This is a genomic window from Variovorax sp. R-27 (assembly GCF_049913215.1).
Classification (GTDB): Bacteria; Pseudomonadota; Gammaproteobacteria; order Burkholderiales; family Burkholderiaceae_C; genus Variovorax.
Map to the genome: position 1 here is coordinate 401,971 of NZ_CP183984.1, position 16,419 is coordinate 418,389.

Sequence of the window (16,419 nt, forward strand, 5' to 3'; positions counted from 1 at the left end):
AAAAAAGATGAGAGACAACGACAACACCTTCGACTACATCATCATCGGCGCGGGCACCGCCGGCTCGCTCATGGCGAACCGGCTCAGTGCCGACAAGAGCAAGCGCGTGCTGCTCATCGAGGCGGGCCGCAAGGACGACTACCACTGGATCCACATTCCGGTGGGCTACCTGTACTGCATCGGCAATCCGCGTACCGACTGGCTCTACAGCACCGAGCCCGACGCCGGCCTCAACGGCCGCGTGCTGCGCTACCCGCGCGGCAAGACGCTGGGTGGCTGCTCCAGCATCAACGGCATGATCTACATGCGCGGCCAGTCGCGCGACTATGAGCACTGGGCCGATCTCACCGGCGACGAAGGCTGGCGTTGGCAGAACGTGCTGCCGGCCTTCAAGAAGCACGAGGACTTCTACCTCGGCGCCGACGAAATGCACGGCGCCGGCGGCGAGTGGCGCATCGAGAAACAACGCCTGCGCTGGGACATCCTCGACGCCTTTGCCGAAGCCGCTTCGCAGGCCGGCGTGCCGCACACCGCCGACTTCAACCGCGGCAACAACGAAGGCGTGGGCTACTTCCAGGTCAACCAGAAGAACGGCTGGCGCTGGAACACCGCCAAGGCCTTCCTGCGCCCGACCTGCTATGGCAGGCCCAACTTCGAGCTCTGGACCGGCGCGCAGGTGTCGCGCCTGCTGTTCGAGACGCTGCCCGACGGCACGCGCCGCTGCACCGGCGCCGAGGTGTGGAACGGCAGCGAGATGACCACTGCGCACGCCACGCGCGAAGTGATCCTGAGCGCGGGCGCCATCGGCTCGCCGCAGATCCTGCAGCTCTCGGGCATCGGCCCGGCCGACCTGCTGCGCCAGCACGGCATCGACGTGGTGCTCGACGCGCCAGGTGTCGGCGCCAACCTGCAGGACCATCTGCAGATCCGCGCGGTCTACAAGATCGAGGGCGCGCCCACGCTCAACGTGATGGCTTCGTCGATGGTCGGCAAGGCGAAGATCGGCCTCGAATATCTGCTCAAGCGCAGCGGCCCGATGAGCATGGCGCCGTCGCAGCTCGGTGCCTTCACGCGCAGCTCGCCCGATCGTGAATGGCCCAACCTGCAGTACCACGTGCAGCCGCTGTCGCTCGACGCCTTCGGCGATCCGCTGCACAGCTTTCCGGCCTTCACCGCGAGCGTGTGCAACCTCAACCCCACGAGCCGGGGCTCGGTGCGCATCAAGAGCAAGCGATTCGAAGACGCGCCGGCCATCGCGCCCAACTACCTGAGTACCGACGAAGACCGCAAGGTGGCGGCCGATTCGCTGCGCGTCACGCGCCGCATCGCCGAGCAGCCCGCGCTTGCCAAGTACAAGCCGCAGGAGTGGAAGCCCGGCGTGCAGTACCAGACCGACGAAGACCTGGCGCGCCTGGCCGGCGACATCGCCACGACCATCTTTCATCCGGTGGGCACCACGAAGATGGGCGCCGGGAGCGACCCGATGGCCGTGCTCGATTCGCAACTGCGGGTGCGTGGGATTCAGGGCTTGCGCGTGGTGGATGCGGGCGCGATGCCGACCATCACCAGCGGCAACACCAACAGCCCTACGCTGATGATGGCGGAGAAGGCCGCCGGCTGGATTCTCGGCGGGGCGGGGGGCTAGCCTCGGCGGCCTGGCCCTTGCCCGCGAGGCGCGCCTTCGCGCCTTCGAGCATCAGGTCCACGCCGATCTCGAACAGCGCGTCGGGCCCGGCCCGGCGGTAGTGGGCGAACGCCTCGGCCAGCAGCGGACGCGAGGCCGCGGCGGCATCGAGCGCCTGCTGGCGCATCTCCGCGTCGGGTGGCGCCGCCTGTTCTTCCAGCACGCAGCCCACGGTGTAGCGGCCCAGCGCGATCAGCAGCGTCATCGCCTGCGTCGCCGGCACGCCCAGGTTGACCACGGCTGCAAGCTGGGCCTCGACCATGTCGAGGTCGCCCGGGTCGGGCTCGGAGCCGGCATGCAGCCGCGCGCCGTCTCGCCGCGCCAGCAGCGCGCGGCGGAAGCTGTGCGCGTTCTCGCGCAGGAACCCGTCCCAGGTCTCGCCAGGCAGCGGCAGCTTGCGCTCGTGGGCGCGGTGCAGGATCTCGCTGTTCATCGCGTCGAGCAGAGCCCGCTTGTTCTTGAAATGCCAGTACAGCGCGGGCTGCTGCACGCCGAGCCGCTCGGCCAGCAGCCGGGTGCTGAGCTTGTCCATGCCGACCTCGTCGAGCAGCGCGAGCGCTGCCTCGAGGATCACTTCGCGGTCCAGTTTCATGTCGATGTCGATGCCAGTTCGTGCGGGTACTTCACAGCCTGGAATTTATCGCTGATAATTCCTTATCAATGATAAATTCCAACAGTTCTTCAACTTCTTTCGCGACGAACGGCCGCCACGCGCAGTTCGTGATCCTCGCGATCGTCACGCTCGACGCCATCGGCATCAGCCTGGTCATGCCGATCGTGCCGAGCCTGCTGCGCGAGGTCGGCCACACCGGCGACCTCGGCTGGCACTTCGGTGCCTTTCTCTCGCTCTATGCGCTGATGCAGTTCCTCTGTGCGCCCGTGCTCGGTGCACTGAGCGACCGCTTCGGCCGCCGCCCGGTGCTGCTGGCTTCCGTGCTGGGCGCGGCTGTCGACGCGCTCTTCATGGCCTTCGCTCCCTCGCTGTGGATGCTGTTCGTGGGCCGCGCGATCGCGGGCATGACGGGCGCGAGCACCGCCGTGGCCTCCGCCGCCATCGCCGACCTCACGCCCGAGCACCAGCGCGCGCGCTGGTTCGGCCGCATGGGCGCCTGCTTCGGCCTGGGCTTCATCGCCGGGCCGGCGATCGGCGGCGTGCTCGGCGACCACGGCGTGCGGCTGCCGTTCATCGCGGCCGCACTGCTCAATGGCGTGACCTTTCTCGTGGGTCTGCTGGTGTTGCGCGAGTCGCGCCCGCCGGCACTCGCGTCGCAGCCCTTCGACCGCGGCGTGTTGCATCCGCTCGCGCCGCTGCGCTGGGCCGGGAGCTTTCCCGCGCTGCTGCCCTTGCTCGGCGTGTTCCTGCTGCTCGTGCTGGTGGGCGAAGTCGCCGGCACGACCTGGGTGCTCTACGGCCAGGACCGCTACGCCTGGAACGGCACCATGGTCGGCCTCTCGCTGGCGGTCTTCGGCCTGCTCCATGCGCTGGTGCAGGGCTTCGTGGCGGGTCCGCTGGTCGAGCGCTGGGGCGAACGCGCAGCCATCGCCGTCGGCACCATCGCCGACGGCACGGGCTATGCGTTGATCGCCTTCGCCACGCAGGGCTGGATGGTGATCGTACTGCTGCCGCTGCTGTGCATGGGCGGCGTCTGCGCACCCGCGCTGCAGGCGACGCTCTCGGCGCGCGTGGGCGAGGCGCAGCAGGGGCGGCTGCAGGGCGTGCTCGCGAGCATCACCAGCCTGGCCGCGGTGTTCGGCCCGCTGCTCATCAGCCCGCTCTACTTCGCGTTCCGCACGCGCTTTCCGGGCATCGTGTGGCTGGCGGGAGCGTCGCTCTACCTGCTGTGCCTGCCGGTGCTGCTGCGCAGGACCAAGCAAGCCGCCGCGCAGGGCTGACGAATCACTTCTCGATCGTCTTGTTCCAGCGCGCGTTCCATGCGGGCCGGTTCGCGTTGATGCTCTCCCAGTCGATGGTGACAGCGGCCTTCATCCACTTGTTGATGTTCGCCACCTGCGTCGCGCTTTCACCCACGACCGGGGCCTTGGGGTTGGTCGGGATCTGCGCGCCGTACTGCAGCACGTTGGCCTGGGCCACCGGGCTGAGCAGGAACTCGGCGAGCTTCTGCGACAGCTCGGGCTCGCTGTTGTTGGCGATCACGCACTGGGCCGTGACCAGCACCACCGCGCCTTCCTTGGGCGGCGCATATTCGACCGGGATGCCCTTTTCCTTGAGCGCACCCACGATCGTGGGCGTCAGCGGAAAGATCGCCGCCTCGCCGGTCTGGATCATCTCGGACAGCTTGGCCGAACTGGGGATGTACTCCAGCACGTTCGGGCCGACGGTGGTGGGCCACGCCTTGAAGCCCGGTTCCACGTTCTTGTCGTTGCCGCCCTGGATGCGGTTGAACATCAGGAAGCCGTGCAGCCCGAAGGACGATGACGACATCGACTGGAACACCACCTTGCCCTTGAACTTGGGGTCGGCCAGGTCCATCCACGAGGTGGGCGGCGCCCAGCCCTTTTCCTTGAACATCTTGGCGTTGTAGGCAAGGCCCGTCATACCCAGGCTCACGCCGCTGGCCATGTCGTCCTTGAAGCGCGCGGCCGGGTAGATCTCGCTGAGCGACTGGCTGGGCTTCTGCTTCTGGCACAGGCCCATGCCGATGGCGCGCACCATCACGCCGTCGTCCAGGAACATCACGTGCATCTGCGGCTTGTCCTTGTTGGCCTGCGCCTTCGCGAGGATGTCGGACGAGGTGCCGGGCACCACCACCACCTTGGCACCGTAGGCCTTCTCGAAGGCCGGGAAGACGTACTGCGTGTACGCCTTCTCCATGGTGCCGCCGTTCATGCCGATGTAGATGGTCTTGGTCTGCGCGCTGGCGCTGCCGGCGGCTGCGAGCAACGCGGCAAGGAGGAGAAAGCGGGGGGACTTGGCGATGCGGTACATGGCGATGCTCTCCAATCAGGTTCAGGTTCAGGTTCAGGTGGGGGAAACGGTAAGGGGTTGTTCGTCGAAGCGCTCGATGGCGAAGGCGTCGATGGGCGTCTCGGTGCGCCCGTCGCGCGCCAGCTCGGCCAGCACTTCGCCGGCGGCCGGGCCGATCTGGAAGCCCGCGCCCGAGAAGCCGAAGCCGTGGAACAGGCCGGGCGTGGTGCGGCTGGGCCCGAGCACCGGCTCGCGGTCGGGCAGGTAGCCTTCGGTGCCGCCCCAGGTGCGGATGATGTGCGCATGGCGCAGCACGGGCAACAGCTCCACGGCCTGCATCGCGAGCGTGGCGATGGCGTCGCGCTCGGCGCGCGCGCGTTCGGCATCGAGCGTGATGCCCGTGCCGCCGCCGAGCACGAGATTGCCGCGCGCCACCTGCCGGCAGTAGATGCCGCCGCCTTCCACGCCAAGGCTCCATTGCATGAAGTGCGGCACCGGCTCGGTCACCGCCATCACGGGGCTGCGCGCGCGCAGCGGCGGCGTCTCGCCGAACTGGCTGGCGATGGCGCCGGCCCAGGCGCCCGCGCAGTTGAGCAGCACGGGCGCCTGCACCTCGAGCGCGTTGCCGCTGCGCACCATGAACATGGCGCCGTCATGCGCGACCTCGTCGACCTTGTGGCGCTCGAAGATCTGCGCGCCCGCGCGCTGCGCCGCGAGCGCGAAGGCCGGCGACACGAGGCGCGGATTGGCCTGCCCGTCTTCCGCGCACAGCGAGCCGCCCACGGCGCGCGCGCCGAGCCAGGGGCACTGCTCGCGCAGGCGCGCGCCGGAGATCAGCTCGAGGCCCAGGTCGAAGTCGCTGCTCAGCGCGCGGTAGCGTTCGAGCGAGGCCATGTCCGATTCGCTGCGCGCGATCTTGAAATGGCCCGAGCGGATGTATTCGCCGTCGGTGCCCAGCAGCTCGGGCAGCTGGCCCCAGATGCGGTGCGCGCGCTGCGTCAGCGGCAGCTGGCTCAATGACCGGCCCTGCCGGCGCACGCCGCCGAAGTTCACGCCGCTGGAGCGCGAGCCGCAAAGATCGCGCTCCAGCAGCACCACGCCCAGGCCCATGCGGCGCAAGGCCAGCGCGGCAGAAGAGCCGACGATGCCGCCGCCGACGATGGCGACGTCGGTCTGCAGCTTCTTGATCGTGCTCATGCGCCAGCTCCTTCCGCGGGCACGAGCATGATCGGAATCGGCTTGATCGGCGCCTGCCCGCGCAGCCTGCCAACCTGCTGCAGCGGCTGGCCCGTGGCATGCGCGAGGATCTCCGCCGCCGCCACGCCGCACATGCGCCCCTGGCAGCGGCCCATGCCGACGCGCGACAGCGCCTTCAGGCGGTTCATCTCGTCGGCGCCGTTGGTGGCGACAGTCTGGCGCAGCGTGCCGGCCGTGATGTTTTCGCAGCGGCAGATCACGAGATCGTCGCTCGCGTGCGCGGCCCAGTCCTGCGGCACGGGGAAGGCGCGTTCAAGGCCCTGGCGGAATCCGGCGAGCTTGCCGAGCTTGCGTTCGAGTTCGGCGGCGCGTGCTGTGTCGACCGCTACGCCGCTGTCGGCCAGCAGCGCCAGTGCTGCGCGTTCGCCTGCCCACTCGGCCGCGTCCGCGCCCATGATGCCGGCGCCGTCGCCCGCGAGGTACACGCCCTCGACGCTGGAGCGCCCGGCCGCATCGCGCACCGGCAGGTGGGCGCGGTGCATCGGCGCGTAGTCGAAGCGGCAGCCGAGCAGGTCGGTGAGCTGCGTTTCGGAGCGCAGCGCGTAGCCGAAGCCGATGGCATCGCAGGCCAGTGTGCGTTCTTCGTTGCCGTCTTGCCATGCCACGCCGGTGACGCGGCCCTGCGCCTCGTCGCCGAGCACGCGCAGCGGCCGCACGCCGCTGTGCAGCGCCACGCCGTGCGCGCGGAGCCAGCCCACGTAGTACACGCCCTTCGCGAACACGGCGGGCTGCGTCAGCATCGCGGGCGTGGCGGCGATCTGGTCGGCGAGGCGCGCGGTGTCGAGCACCGCAGCCACTTCCACGCCGGCCTTCGCGTACTGGTACGCCACCAGATACAGCAGCGGCCCGGTGCCCATGAACACAACGCGGCGCCCGATGGCGCAGCCCTGGAACTTGAGCGCGACCTGCGCGCCGCCGAGCGTGTAGACGCCGGGCAGCGTCCAGCCCGGCACCGGCAGCACGCGGTCGGTGGCGCCGGTCGCAACGATCAGGTGGCTGTAGGGCACGCGACGGGTGCTGCACGTCGGGTTGTGCATCACGTCGAGCTTGTGGTCCTGTGCGTTCCACACGAGGCTGTCGGGGTGGTGGTCGATGCTGCCCCGCAGTGCGTCGAAGGCTGCGTGCACGGCATCGGCGCGCTTCGACTCGAAGCCGTAGAGCGTTCGCGCGGTGCGTTGCGAGAGGCTGGCGGGCGGACGGCGATAAATCTGCCCGCCGGCGCGCGACGCCTCGTCGATCACCACAGCCCGCAGGCCATGCGCCACCAGCGTCTGCGCCGCGCGCACGCCGGCCGGGCCGGCGCCGACGATCGCGGGGCGGATTTCGCTTGCCGTCGTCATGCGCCATTCCTTCCCGTGACCAGCGCCATGCCGGGCGCGATGAAGGTCGAGCAGGCGCGCAGCCGTTCGCCTTCGCCGGTGGAGATCCAGCAGTCCTGGCAGGCGCCCATCATGCAGAAGCCGGCGCGCGGCAGGTTGCTGAATTCGTTGCGGCGCAGCTGGGCGCATTGCGTGAGCACGGCCGTGAGCACGGTGTCGCCGGCCAGTGCGCTCGCGGGTGCGCCGTCGAGTGTGAATGGCACGGCGTCGCGGCCGGTGGTTTCGGCCACACGGTGCAGCAGTGCGTTCGAAGTTGTCGTTGTTGTCATTGCTTATCTGCGCCCCACCAGCACGCGGTCCAGCCCGTAGACACGGTCGAGCAGCACCATCGCGAAGGCCGTGATCGCCACCATCAGCGCCGACACCGCCGCCATCAGCGGATCGATCGACTCGGTCGCATACATGTACATGCGCACCGGCAGCGTCACCGTGCTCGGCGCGGTGACGAAGATCGACATCGTCACTTCGTCGAAGCTGTTGATGAACGACAGCATCCAGCCGCCCGTCACGCCCGGAAGGATCATCGGCAGCGTGATGCGGCGGAACACCGTGGCCTGGCTCGCGCCCAGCGACAGCGCTGCCTGCTCGGCACTGCGGTCGAAGCCCACCAGCGCCGCCACCACCAGCCGCAGCGTGTAGGGCGTGACGATGAGCGCATGCGCCATCACCAGCCAGCCGAAGCTGCCCGTGCCGCCGACCAGCGCGAACAGCCGCAGCAACGCGACGCCCAGCACCAGGTGCGGCACGATCAGCGGCGACAGGAACAGGCCGTTGAGAAAGTTGCGTCCCGGAAACTCATAGCGCGTGATCGCCATGCCGGCTGGCACCGCGAGCAGCGTGGCGATGGTGGCCGAGCTCAGCGCGAGCCACAGGCTGTTCCAGAACGACTGCATGAAGTCGGGGTGCGCGAACACTGCCTTGAACCAGCGCAGCGAGAAGTGCGTGGTCGGAATGGTCAGCGTGTTCTCGGGCGTGAACGCCACGATGCACACCACCACCAGCGGCGCCAGCATGAAGACGATGACGAGCGCGTTGAACGCGAGGGCGATGGGGCCGTTCTTGTTCATCGCTTCAGCCCAGCGCTTTCTTGTAGCGGCCTTCGACGAGGCGGTTGTAGCTGAGCATCACGACGAGATTGGCCACCAGCAGAACCAGCGCCACGGCTGCACCCAGCGGCCAGTTGAGCTCGCTGAGGTATTCGTCGTAGACGATGGTCGCCACCATCTTGAGGCGCCGCCCGCCCAGCAGCCCCGGAATGGCGAACGAACTCGCGGCCAGGCCGAACACGATCAGGCTGCCCGAGAGAATGCCCGGCATCACCTGCGGCAGCACGATGCGCCGCAGCGTGGTGAAGGGCGTGGCGTTGAGCGAGAGCGCTGCGTTCTCGACACCCGGGTCGAGCTTCTGCAGCGATGTCCACACCGGGATCACCATGAAGGGCAGCATCACGTGCACCAGCGCGATGACCACGGCCGTGCTGGTGTAGAGGATCTTCACTGGCCCGATGCCGAGCAGGCCCAGCAGCCCGTTCACCGCGCCCTCGGGGCCCAGCAGCATGCTCCAGCCGAAGGCACGCACCACCACCGACACCAGCAGCGGCGCCAGCACCACCAGCAGCAGCACCGAGCGCCACGGGTTGCGCATGCGGCTCAGCACATAGGCCTCGGGCGCACCGACCAGCACGCAGATCAGCGTGACAAGGGCCGAGACCCAGAAGGTGCGCCAGAAGATGCCGAGGTAGTACGAGTCGGAGAACACCAGCGCGTAGTGCGCGAGCGTGAACTCGCCGGACTTGGGGCCGGTGGCCGGGTCGTACACGTTGAACGACAGCACGGCAGTGAGCGCGAGCGGCACCAGCAGCAGCGCTGTGAACAGCAGCAGCGCGGGGCCGGAGAGCCACCACGGGGTGGCCTTGCTCTTCAATACGCTGCTCATGCCGCGACAGCCTTTTCTTCCGCTGGCAGCAGCCGCATGCAGTGCGCCGGCCAGTCGAGGCCCGTGCGGCTGCCTTCTTCCAGTGCTTCGCGCCCGTCGTTGGGGCTCAGCACCGTGAGATCACCGACGGACGTGGCCACGCGGTAGAGCCACTGGCTGCCGAGGAAGAAGCGCTCCTGCACTTCGCCGTCGAGGCGGCCTTGGCCCGGCGGCACCAGCTGCAGCTTTTCGGGCCGCACGCTCAGCAGCGCGGCGGCGTCGACGCTGAAACCCGTGTCGTCCACGTCGAGCGAGAGCGCACCGACCTCGACGCAGGTGCGCGTGGCACCGCTGTTCGACACGCGGCAGTCCAGCAGGTTGGCCTTGCCTACGAAGGTGGAAATGAAGCGCGTGCTCGGGTGTTCGTACACGCGCTGCGGATGGTCGATCTGCGTGGCGCAGCCGCCTTCCATCACCACCACGCGGTCGCTGATCGACATGGCCTCGCTCTGGTCGTGCGTGACCATCACCGTGGTGGTGCCGACCTTGCGCTGGATCTGGCGCAACTCGAACTGCATTTCCTCGCGCAGCTTGGCGTCGAGGTTGGACAGCGGCTCGTCGAGCAGCAGCACCGGCGGCTCGATCACCAGCGCGCGCGCCAGCGCCACGCGCTGCCGCTGGCCGCCCGACAGTTCACGCGGGTAGCGCCCGGCATGCGCTTCGAGGTGCACCAGCGCCAGCGCCTGTTTCACGCGCTCGATGCGCTCGGCCTTGGGCATCTTGCGCATCTCGAGGCCGAAGCTCACGTTGTCGGCCACCGTCATGTGCGGGAACAGGGCGTAGGTCTGGAACACGATGCCCAGCCCGCGCGTGTTGGCCTTGGCATGCGTGATGTCCTTGCCCGCGAGCTCGATGCGGCCGCTGCTCACGGCCTCGAAGCCAGCAATCATCTGCAGCGTGGTGGTCTTGCCGCAGCCCGAGGGGCCGAGCAGCGAGACGAACTCGCCCTTTTCCACAGTGAGGCTCATGGCCGACACCGCGCGGGTGGCGCCATAGAACTTGGTCACGTCGGTAAGCCGGAGGAATGACATGGAACGGGCCTTTTTTCGGGGGCGAAAAGATGGCTTCAGGCACCTTGTTTCACCTTGGTGCGGGCCATGGACAGCTTGCTGCTCTTGATTCACTCTATTGCAACGATTGCGCCAGATCGCCTCGGGTATTCCATTAATCAGAATCTTTCTTCAATTTATTCCGATCAATGGAATATGATGGCTACGATTGATACATCGGATTCCACAGGAGCAAGGTATGGAGACCTCTTCGGCGTCGCCGGCGGCCAGCGGCGGCGTGCCGCGCGTCTTTTCGGTGATCCGCGCGCTCGGCGCGGTGCAGGCCGAAGGCGGCCGCGTGACCCAGATCGCACGTTCCGTGGGCCTCACGCAGGCCACTACGCACCGTTTGCTGCAATCGCTCATGGCCGAAGGCATGGTCGAGCAGGACGAGCGCAGCAAGCTCTACCGGCTGAGCATCGATTTCTTCGCGCTCGCCGCGAGCGCGGGCAACCCGGGCGACCTGCGTTCTATCTGCCGGCCGGTGCTGCTGCGGCTGTGCGCGAGCCTGGGTGACAGCATCTTTCTACTGGCGCGCAGTGGCTTCGACGCGGTGTGCCTTGACCGCAGCGAAGGGCCGTTCCCGATTCGCTCGTTTACAGGTGACATCGGCGGGCGCATCGCGCTGGGCGTGGGGCAGGGCGCGCTGGCGATCCTGGCCTTCCTGCCCGAGGCCGAGCGCGAAGAGGTGATCCGCTTCAACCTCTCACGCGTGCGCGAGTACGGCGTGTACGACGAGGTGTACCTGCGCACCGAGATCGAGCGCGTGCGGCAGGCGGGCTACGCGGGGCGCAACACGGGCCTGCTCGAAGGCATGGCGGGCGTGGCCGTGCCGATCCTCGACCGCGAGGGGCGTGCCGTGGCGGCACTGAGCGTGGGCACGATTGCCGACCGGCTCAATGCGGACCGCATGCCGACGGTGGTCGAGCTGCTCAAGCGCGAGGCAGCGGCCATCGGGCCGAAGATCAATCCGTTCGATGCGACGTTGAGGAGGCCGGCGCAGAGCCTGGCTGGGTCGCCGGCGAGCCAGAAGATTTCGTTGCCCGAGGCGCCCGGGCCGGGCTGAGCGATTCGCTTCAATCGCTTGCGGATGCGTATTCCATCTCGATCTTCAGGCCCGGAAATCGGGAGTGCAGATCGTGCAGGGCACGGCGCAATGCGTCTTCGCCGGGCCGGTTGTCCGGAAGTATTGACGGATCGAGCACGAAATGCAGCCGCGTTTCGTCGGCTTCCTGGGTGGCCGAAATCGGGGCCTCTTCCCGCAACTCTCCTTGCTCGAAGCGCAGCCGCAATTGCTTTCCACCGTCCCTGATCTCCGCCGTGAGTTCGCTGCAGACAGCGTTCAGTACCGCGATCCCAATCCGGCAGAACTCCGAACCCACTTCCAGATGGCGTTTGCGCGAATGGCAGGCGGCATGGATCGTGAGAAATATCTGCGCCACCGTCCAGTTCGGATGCTGCGCGTCGGGCTCGAGAGGCATGCCGCTGTCGTAGCGCACGTCGATTTCCGCGCCGTCGATCTTCAGAAAAATCTGTGTGCATCGACCGTCGATCGCATCGTCGATGGCATGGCAGAGGGCCTGCAGGGCAAGCGTCGCGGCGACATCGCGATCATGGACATCGAAGTACATGCCGGTGCGGCGGCGCACCACTTCGGCCCCCGTCAGGATCACGATTTCTTGTTCGAATTCCGAGTGCATGCCTGATGTTGCCTGATTCGGCAGCGGCGGATCCATGTCCGCCCTTGCAATTTCGACTACGCCTTCAGTCGCCGAACAGGCCAGTTCGACTCTTCCGCCTGACACGACAATGCGCGCGAGGAGCCCCATCCATGAACAACCCCTCGATCCTCTACCCCGTATTCGCCCTCGCCGGCCTCACCGGCCTGGTGCTGCTGCTCATCCCCATCGTGCGCATCCGCGCCGTGCGGCGCCGCGAGGTCCGGGGCATCGATTTCAAGCTGGGCGAATCGGCGGCCGTGCCCGACGCCGTGCGCATCCCGAACCGCAACTACATGAACCTGCTGGAGCTGCCGGTGCTGTTCTATGTGGTGTGCCTGCTCTTCTATGTAGCGGTGCTGCCCACGCCCACGGCGATCTGGCTGGCTTGGGCGTATGTCGGCCTGCGCGCGCTGCACAGCGTGGTGCACCTGACCTACAACCACGTGATCCACCGGCTGGTGCTGTTCGCCGCGAGCAACGGCGTGCTGGTGGTGCTGTGGGTGATGGCGGCCACCCGGTTGGTGCGCTAGGCGCACATGAACCGTGCGAGTTCATTCCTGAAACGCATCAGGTCCTTCCATATTTTCACTAGGCAAGCGCGCGGGATTCGCAGATATTGACCGGGTCCTCCTTTCTCCTCCTTCCCGGAGCGCGTCCATGTCCGAAGCCAACACCTCCCCCTCCGTCGCCACCGAAGTCGAGCAGCTGCTGCAGCGTCTGGGCGTGCCCCCCGAGGCCCACACCGGCGGCGAGCTGACGGTGCGTTCGCCCGTCAGCGGCGAGGTGATTGCGCAGGTGCCGCAGACCTCGCCGGCAGAGGCCACCGCTGCCATCGGCCGTGCGCACGAGGCTTTCAAGGCCTGGCGCAACGTGCCGGCGCCGCGCCGCGGCGAGCTGGTGCGGCTGCTGGGCGAAGAACTGCGCGCCGCCAAGCGCGACCTGGGCCTGCTCGTCACGCTGGAGGCCGGCAAGGTCCCGTCCGAGGGCGCGGGCGAGGTGCAGGAAATGATCGACATCTGCGACTTCGCCGTCGGCCTCTCGCGCCAGCTCTACGGCCTCACGCTGGCCACCGAGCGCGCCGAGCACCGCATGATGGAAACCTGGCACCCGCTGGGTGTGTGCGGCGTGATCTCGGCCTTCAACTTTCCGGTGGCCGTGTGGTCGTGGAACGCGGCGCTGGCGCTGGTGTGCGGCGACTCGGTGGTGTGGAAGCCGTCTGAAAAAACGCCGCTGACCGCGCTGGCCGTGCACGCCATCGCGCAGCGCGCCATCGAACGCTTCGGCGATGCGCCCGAAGGCCTGCTCGGCCTGCTGCTGGGCCAGCGCGACGTCGGCGAAGTGCTGGTCGACGACCACCGTGTGCCGATTCTCTCGGCCACCGGCTCGACCGCCATGGGCCGGCAGGTGGGGCCAAAGCTGGCCGCACGCTTTGCCCGCGCCATTCTCGAACTCGGTGGCAACAACGCCGCCATCGTCACGCCCTCGGCCGACCTCGACCTCGCCCTGCGCGGCATCGCCTTCGCGGCCATGGGCACGGCCGGCCAGCGCTGCACCACGCTGCGTCGCCTGTTCGTGCACGAGAGCGTGTACGACCAGCTGGTGCCCAAGCTCGCCAAGGTCTACGGCAACGTGCAGGTGGGCGACCCGCGCGAGGCCGGCACGCTGGTCGGCCCGCTGATCGACCGCGCGGCCTTCGACGGCATGCAGAAGGCGCTCGGTGAATGCCGCGAGATCGGCGCAAAGGTGCACGGCGGCCAGCGCGTCGAAGGCATCGGCACCAAGGACGCTTACTACGTGCGCCCCGCGCTGGTCGAGCTGAAGTCGCATGAGGGCCCCGTGCTGCGCGAGACCTTCGCACCCATCCTGTACGTGGTGCGCTACAGCACGCTCGACGAAGCCATCGAGCTGCACAACGCAGTGGGCGCGGGCCTGTCGTCGTCGATCTTCACGCTGAACATGCGCGAGGCCGAGCGCTTCATGTCGAGCGCGGGTTCGGACTGCGGCATCGCCAACGTCAACATCGGTCCGAGCGGCGCGGAAATCGGCGGCGCCTTCGGCGGCGAGAAGGAAACAGGCGGCGGGCGCGAAGCCGGCTCCGACAGCTGGAAGGCGTACATGCGCCGTGCCACCAACACCATCAACTACTCCACCGCCTTGCCGCTCGCGCAAGGCGTGACCTTCGACATCGGCGACTGATCGCCTCCGGTTTGTTCGAGCTTGCCGCGCAGCGCTTTGCTGCGGCGGCAGGTGGGCGGCCGCATGCATTCACCAAAAACCATAACCAGGAGACAGAGAACATGAGCATTCCCTTCAAGAGAGTCGCGGCCGCCACGCTGCTTGCATTCGCATTCGGTGCCAGCGCGCAGACCCCAGCCACCGGCACCCTCGACAAGATCAAGACCAGCGGCAAGGTCGTGCTCGGCGTGCGCGAAGCCTCGCCGCCGATGGCCTACATGCTCGGCGCGGGCGACAAGTACGTGGGCTATCACGTCGAGCTGTGCGAGCGCGTGCTGAAAGACATCGCGCCCACGGCCAGGCTCGAATACATGGCCGTGACCGCGCAGAACACCATCCCGCTGGTGCAGAACGGCACGCTCGACATCGGCTGCGGCCCCACCACCAACAACACCGCGCGCCAGCAGCAGGTGGCCTTCGCGCTCACCACCTATGTGAGCGAAGTGCGCATGGCGACCAAGGTCGATTCGGGCATCACCACGCTCGACCAGCTCGCGGGCCGCAACGTCTCGGCATCGACCGGCACCACTGCGGTGCAGCTGCTGCGCAAGCGCGAGCGCGCGCAGAACGTCTCGTACAACACCATGCTCGGCAAGGACCACCTCGAAAGCTTCCTGCTGATGGAGTCGGGCCGCGCCGATGCCTTCGTGCTCGACGACAACCTGCTGGCCGGGATCATCGCGAACTCGAAGAACCCCGGGGCCTACCGCATCGTGGGCGACGCGCTGGGCTCGGAGCCGATCGCGCTGCTGTTCCGCAAGGACGACCCGGCCTTCAAGACCGCGGTGGACGATTCGCTGCGCCGAATGATGAAGAGCGGCGACCTCGAGAAGATCTACACCAAGTGGTTCGTGGCCGCCATTCCGCCGAAGAACACGAGCCTGAACCTGCCGATGAGCGCGGCGCTGAAGCAGCTGATGCTCGACCCCAACGACAAGCCACTGGAGGCCTACGCCAAGTGACAGCAGATACCGTTGCCTCCCTCGCTTTTCAGCCGGCGCAGCGCGTGCGCGCCATCGGCGTCTCGGAGATCCTGCGCATCACCGACAACGCGAACGCGCTCAAGCGCGCGGGTCGTCCGGTGATCGTGCTGGGCGCGGGCGAGCCTGACTTCGATACGCCGCAGAACGTGCGCGAGGCCGCGGTGCGCGCCATAGGGCGCGGCGACACGCGCTACACGGTGCTCGACGGCAGCCCGGCGATGAAGGCGGCGGTGCAGCTCAAGTTCAAGCGCGACAACGCGCTCGACTTCGCCCTCGACGAAATCAGCGTGAGCGCAGGCGCCAAGCAGGTGATCTTCAACGCACTGATGGCCAGCCTGAACCCCGGCGACGAGGTGATCCTGCCCGCGCCGTACTGGACCTCGTACGCCGACATCGTGCAGATCTGCGGCGGCGTGCCGGTGCCGGTGGCGTGTACCGGGGAGAACGGTTTCCGGCTCGATGCCGCGCAGCTCGAAGCGGCGATCACACCGCGCACGCGCTGGCTGTTCATCAATTCGCCGTCGAACCCGACCGGCGCGGCCTACAGCGCGGCGCAGCTGAAGCCGCTGTGCGAGGTGCTTCTGCGCCATCCGCAAGTCTGGGTGCTGGCGGACGACATCTATGAACACATCCTCTACGACGGGTTGGCATTCGCGACGCCGGTGGCCGTGGAGCCGCGCCTGCGCGAACGTACGCTGACCATCAACGGCGTGTCGAAGGCCTACGCGATGACCGGCTGGCGCGTGGGCTACGGCGCCGGGCCGCGCGCGCTGATCGCGGCCATGGCCGTGGTGCAGAGCCAGACGACCTCGTGCCCCTCGTCCATCAGCCAGGCCGCTGCCATCGAGGCGCTGACCGGGCCGCAGGGCATCGTGGCCGAGCGCTGCGCCGACTTCCAGGCGCGGCGCGACTTCGTGGTCGCCGCGCTGAACCGCGCGCCGGGGCTGCACTGCCGCGTGCCGGAAGGCGCGTTCTATACCTTCGCGAGCTGCGCCGGCGTGCTCGGCAAGCGCACCCGCGGCGGTGCGCTGTTGCAGACCGACAGCGACTTCTGCCGCTACCTGCTGCAGGACTTCGAGGTGGCGGTGGTGCCGGGCAGCGTGTTCGGGCTGGCGCCGTACTTCCGCATTTCGTATGCGACATCGATGGCGCAGCTGGAAGAGGCGTGCGCGCGCATCATCGCTGCCTGCGCCGCGCTCGAATGACCTCCT

At 67.9% G+C, this 16,419-nt stretch carries 16 protein-coding genes; 7 read left to right on the forward strand and 9 right to left on the reverse strand.

Features of this window, described 5'->3' with window-relative positions:
• The first annotated feature begins 7 nt into the window (after window positions 1-7).
• Window positions 8-1,645 (forward strand): GMC family oxidoreductase, encoded by a 1,638-nt coding sequence (locus ACN9MV_RS01880; RefSeq protein WP_093053593.1) that lies wholly within the window; start codon window positions 8-10, stop codon window positions 1,643-1,645.
• Here the strand turns inward: ACN9MV_RS01880 and tetR are convergent.
• On the reverse strand, window positions 1,587-2,276 hold the full coding sequence (gene tetR, locus ACN9MV_RS01885) for a tetracycline resistance transcriptional repressor TetR (protein WP_426391134.1): 690 nt from the start codon (window positions 2,274-2,276) through the stop codon (window positions 1,587-1,589). The genes ACN9MV_RS01880 and tetR overlap by 59 nt on opposite strands.
• A gap of 68 nt (window positions 2,277-2,344) precedes the next feature.
• On the opposite strand from tetR, the gene tet reads away from it, so the two are divergent.
• Window positions 2,345-3,577 carry a Tet(A)/Tet(B)/Tet(C) family tetracycline efflux MFS transporter gene (tet, locus tag ACN9MV_RS01890; RefSeq protein WP_426391135.1) on the forward strand — a complete coding sequence of 411 codons (1,233 nt, stop codon included), beginning with the start codon at window positions 2,345-2,347 and terminating at the stop codon, window positions 3,575-3,577.
• Between the two features lie 4 nt (window positions 3,578-3,581).
• Here tet and ACN9MV_RS01895 read toward each other — a convergent pair whose 3' ends face one another.
• Genes ACN9MV_RS01895 through ACN9MV_RS01925 form a run of 7 tightly spaced genes read right to left on the reverse strand, consistent with a single transcriptional unit; the run spans window position 3,582 to window position 10,251 of the window.
• Window positions 3,582-4,631, reverse strand: a complete 1,050-nt coding sequence (locus tag ACN9MV_RS01895; protein WP_354337260.1) for an ABC transporter substrate-binding protein — start codon at window positions 4,629-4,631, stop codon at window positions 3,582-3,584.
• A gap of 33 nt (window positions 4,632-4,664) precedes the next feature.
• A complete protein-coding gene (locus ACN9MV_RS01900) occupies window positions 4,665-5,807 on the reverse strand; it encodes an NAD(P)/FAD-dependent oxidoreductase (RefSeq protein WP_426391136.1) in 1,143 nt (380 codons plus the stop codon).
• A complete protein-coding gene (locus ACN9MV_RS01905) occupies window positions 5,804-7,207 on the reverse strand; it encodes an FAD-dependent oxidoreductase (protein ID WP_426391137.1) in 1,404 nt (467 codons plus the stop codon). The genes ACN9MV_RS01900 and ACN9MV_RS01905 overlap by 4 nt, the downstream gene beginning before the upstream one ends.
• A complete protein-coding gene (locus tag ACN9MV_RS01910) occupies window positions 7,204-7,515 on the reverse strand; it encodes a (2Fe-2S)-binding protein (RefSeq protein WP_354337255.1) in 312 nt (103 codons plus the stop codon). The genes ACN9MV_RS01905 and ACN9MV_RS01910 overlap by 4 nt, the downstream gene beginning before the upstream one ends.
• A gap of 3 nt (window positions 7,516-7,518) precedes the next feature.
• Entirely contained in the window at window positions 7,519-8,313 is a 795-nt protein-coding gene (locus ACN9MV_RS01915) for an ABC transporter permease (RefSeq protein WP_093053612.1), read from the reverse strand.
• Between the two features lie 4 nt (window positions 8,314-8,317).
• The gene (locus tag ACN9MV_RS01920) at window positions 8,318-9,181 is read right to left on the reverse strand and encodes an ABC transporter permease (protein WP_093053615.1); all 864 of its coding nucleotides are present in this window, start codon (window positions 9,179-9,181) and stop codon (window positions 8,318-8,320) included.
• Entirely contained in the window at window positions 9,178-10,251 is a 1,074-nt protein-coding gene (locus tag ACN9MV_RS01925; protein WP_426391138.1) for an ABC transporter ATP-binding protein, read from the reverse strand. The genes ACN9MV_RS01920 and ACN9MV_RS01925 overlap by 4 nt, the downstream gene beginning before the upstream one ends.
• Window positions 10,252-10,468: 217 nt before the next feature.
• Between ACN9MV_RS01925 and ACN9MV_RS01930 the strand changes: the two genes are divergently transcribed.
• Window positions 10,469-11,335 carry an IclR family transcriptional regulator gene (locus ACN9MV_RS01930; protein ID WP_093053620.1) on the forward strand — a complete coding sequence of 289 codons (867 nt, stop codon included), beginning with the start codon at window positions 10,469-10,471 and terminating at the stop codon, window positions 11,333-11,335.
• Window positions 11,336-11,345: 10 nt separating this feature from the next.
• Here ACN9MV_RS01930 and ACN9MV_RS01935 read toward each other — a convergent pair whose 3' ends face one another.
• On the reverse strand, window positions 11,346-12,005 hold the full coding sequence (locus ACN9MV_RS01935) for a hypothetical protein (RefSeq protein WP_093053623.1): 660 nt from the start codon (window positions 12,003-12,005) through the stop codon (window positions 11,346-11,348).
• Between the two features lie 95 nt (window positions 12,006-12,100).
• Between ACN9MV_RS01935 and ACN9MV_RS01940 the strand changes: the two genes are divergently transcribed.
• The 4 genes from ACN9MV_RS01940 to ACN9MV_RS01955 all read left to right on the forward strand — a co-directional run bounded on the left by ACN9MV_RS01940 (window position 12,101) and on the right by ACN9MV_RS01955 (window position 16,413).
• On the forward strand, window positions 12,101-12,520 hold the full coding sequence (locus tag ACN9MV_RS01940) for an MAPEG family protein (protein ID WP_093053626.1): 420 nt from the start codon (window positions 12,101-12,103) through the stop codon (window positions 12,518-12,520).
• A 127-nt stretch (window positions 12,521-12,647) separates the two neighbouring features.
• Entirely contained in the window at window positions 12,648-14,186 is a 1,539-nt protein-coding gene (locus ACN9MV_RS01945; RefSeq protein ID WP_093053629.1) for an L-piperidine-6-carboxylate dehydrogenase, read from the forward strand.
• Between the two features lie 101 nt (window positions 14,187-14,287).
• On the forward strand, window positions 14,288-15,187 hold the full coding sequence (locus tag ACN9MV_RS01950) for an amino acid ABC transporter substrate-binding protein (RefSeq protein WP_426391139.1): 900 nt from the start codon (window positions 14,288-14,290) through the stop codon (window positions 15,185-15,187).
• Window positions 15,184-16,413: a pyridoxal phosphate-dependent aminotransferase gene (locus tag ACN9MV_RS01955; protein WP_093175457.1), complete on the forward strand. Its 1,230-nt coding sequence runs from the start codon at window positions 15,184-15,186 to the stop codon at window positions 16,411-16,413. The genes ACN9MV_RS01950 and ACN9MV_RS01955 overlap by 4 nt, the downstream gene beginning before the upstream one ends.
• Window positions 16,414-16,419: the final 6 nt, after the last annotated feature.

Excerpts from the sequence above, each read along its gene's own strand:
- tet (WP_426391135.1), top strand. The coding sequence starts at position 2,345 with ATGATAAATTCCAACAGTTCTTCAACTTCTTTCGCGACGAACGGCCGC.
- tetR (WP_426391134.1), bottom strand. The coding sequence starts at position 2,276 with ATGAAACTGGACCGCGAAGTGATCCTCGAGGCAGCGCTCGCGCTGCTC.
- ACN9MV_RS01905 (WP_426391137.1), bottom strand. The coding sequence starts at position 7,207 with ATGACGACGGCAAGCGAAATCCGCCCCGCGATCGTCGGCGCCGGCCCG.
- ACN9MV_RS01950 (WP_426391139.1), top strand. The coding sequence starts at position 14,288 with ATGAGCATTCCCTTCAAGAGAGTCGCGGCCGCCACGCTGCTTGCATTC.
- ACN9MV_RS01895 (WP_354337260.1), bottom strand. The coding sequence starts at position 4,631 with ATGTACCGCATCGCCAAGTCCCCCCGCTTTCTCCTCCTTGCCGCGTTG.
- ACN9MV_RS01900 (WP_426391136.1), bottom strand. The coding sequence starts at position 5,807 with ATGAGCACGATCAAGAAGCTGCAGACCGACGTCGCCATCGTCGGCGGC.
- ACN9MV_RS01920 (WP_093053615.1), bottom strand. The coding sequence starts at position 9,181 with ATGAGCAGCGTATTGAAGAGCAAGGCCACCCCGTGGTGGCTCTCCGGC.
- ACN9MV_RS01915 (WP_093053612.1), bottom strand. The coding sequence starts at position 8,313 with ATGAACAAGAACGGCCCCATCGCCCTCGCGTTCAACGCGCTCGTCATC.
- ACN9MV_RS01925 (WP_426391138.1), bottom strand. The coding sequence starts at position 10,251 with ATGTCATTCCTCCGGCTTACCGACGTGACCAAGTTCTATGGCGCCACC.
- ACN9MV_RS01940 (WP_093053626.1), top strand. The coding sequence starts at position 12,101 with ATGAACAACCCCTCGATCCTCTACCCCGTATTCGCCCTCGCCGGCCTC.
- ACN9MV_RS01945 (WP_093053629.1), top strand. The coding sequence starts at position 12,648 with ATGTCCGAAGCCAACACCTCCCCCTCCGTCGCCACCGAAGTCGAGCAG.
- ACN9MV_RS01935 (WP_093053623.1), bottom strand. The coding sequence starts at position 12,005 with ATGGATCCGCCGCTGCCGAATCAGGCAACATCAGGCATGCACTCGGAA.
- ACN9MV_RS01880 (WP_093053593.1), top strand. The coding sequence starts at position 8 with ATGAGAGACAACGACAACACCTTCGACTACATCATCATCGGCGCGGGC.
- ACN9MV_RS01930 (WP_093053620.1), top strand. The coding sequence starts at position 10,469 with ATGGAGACCTCTTCGGCGTCGCCGGCGGCCAGCGGCGGCGTGCCGCGC.
- ACN9MV_RS01910 (WP_354337255.1), bottom strand. The coding sequence starts at position 7,515 with ATGACAACAACGACAACTTCGAACGCACTGCTGCACCGTGTGGCCGAA.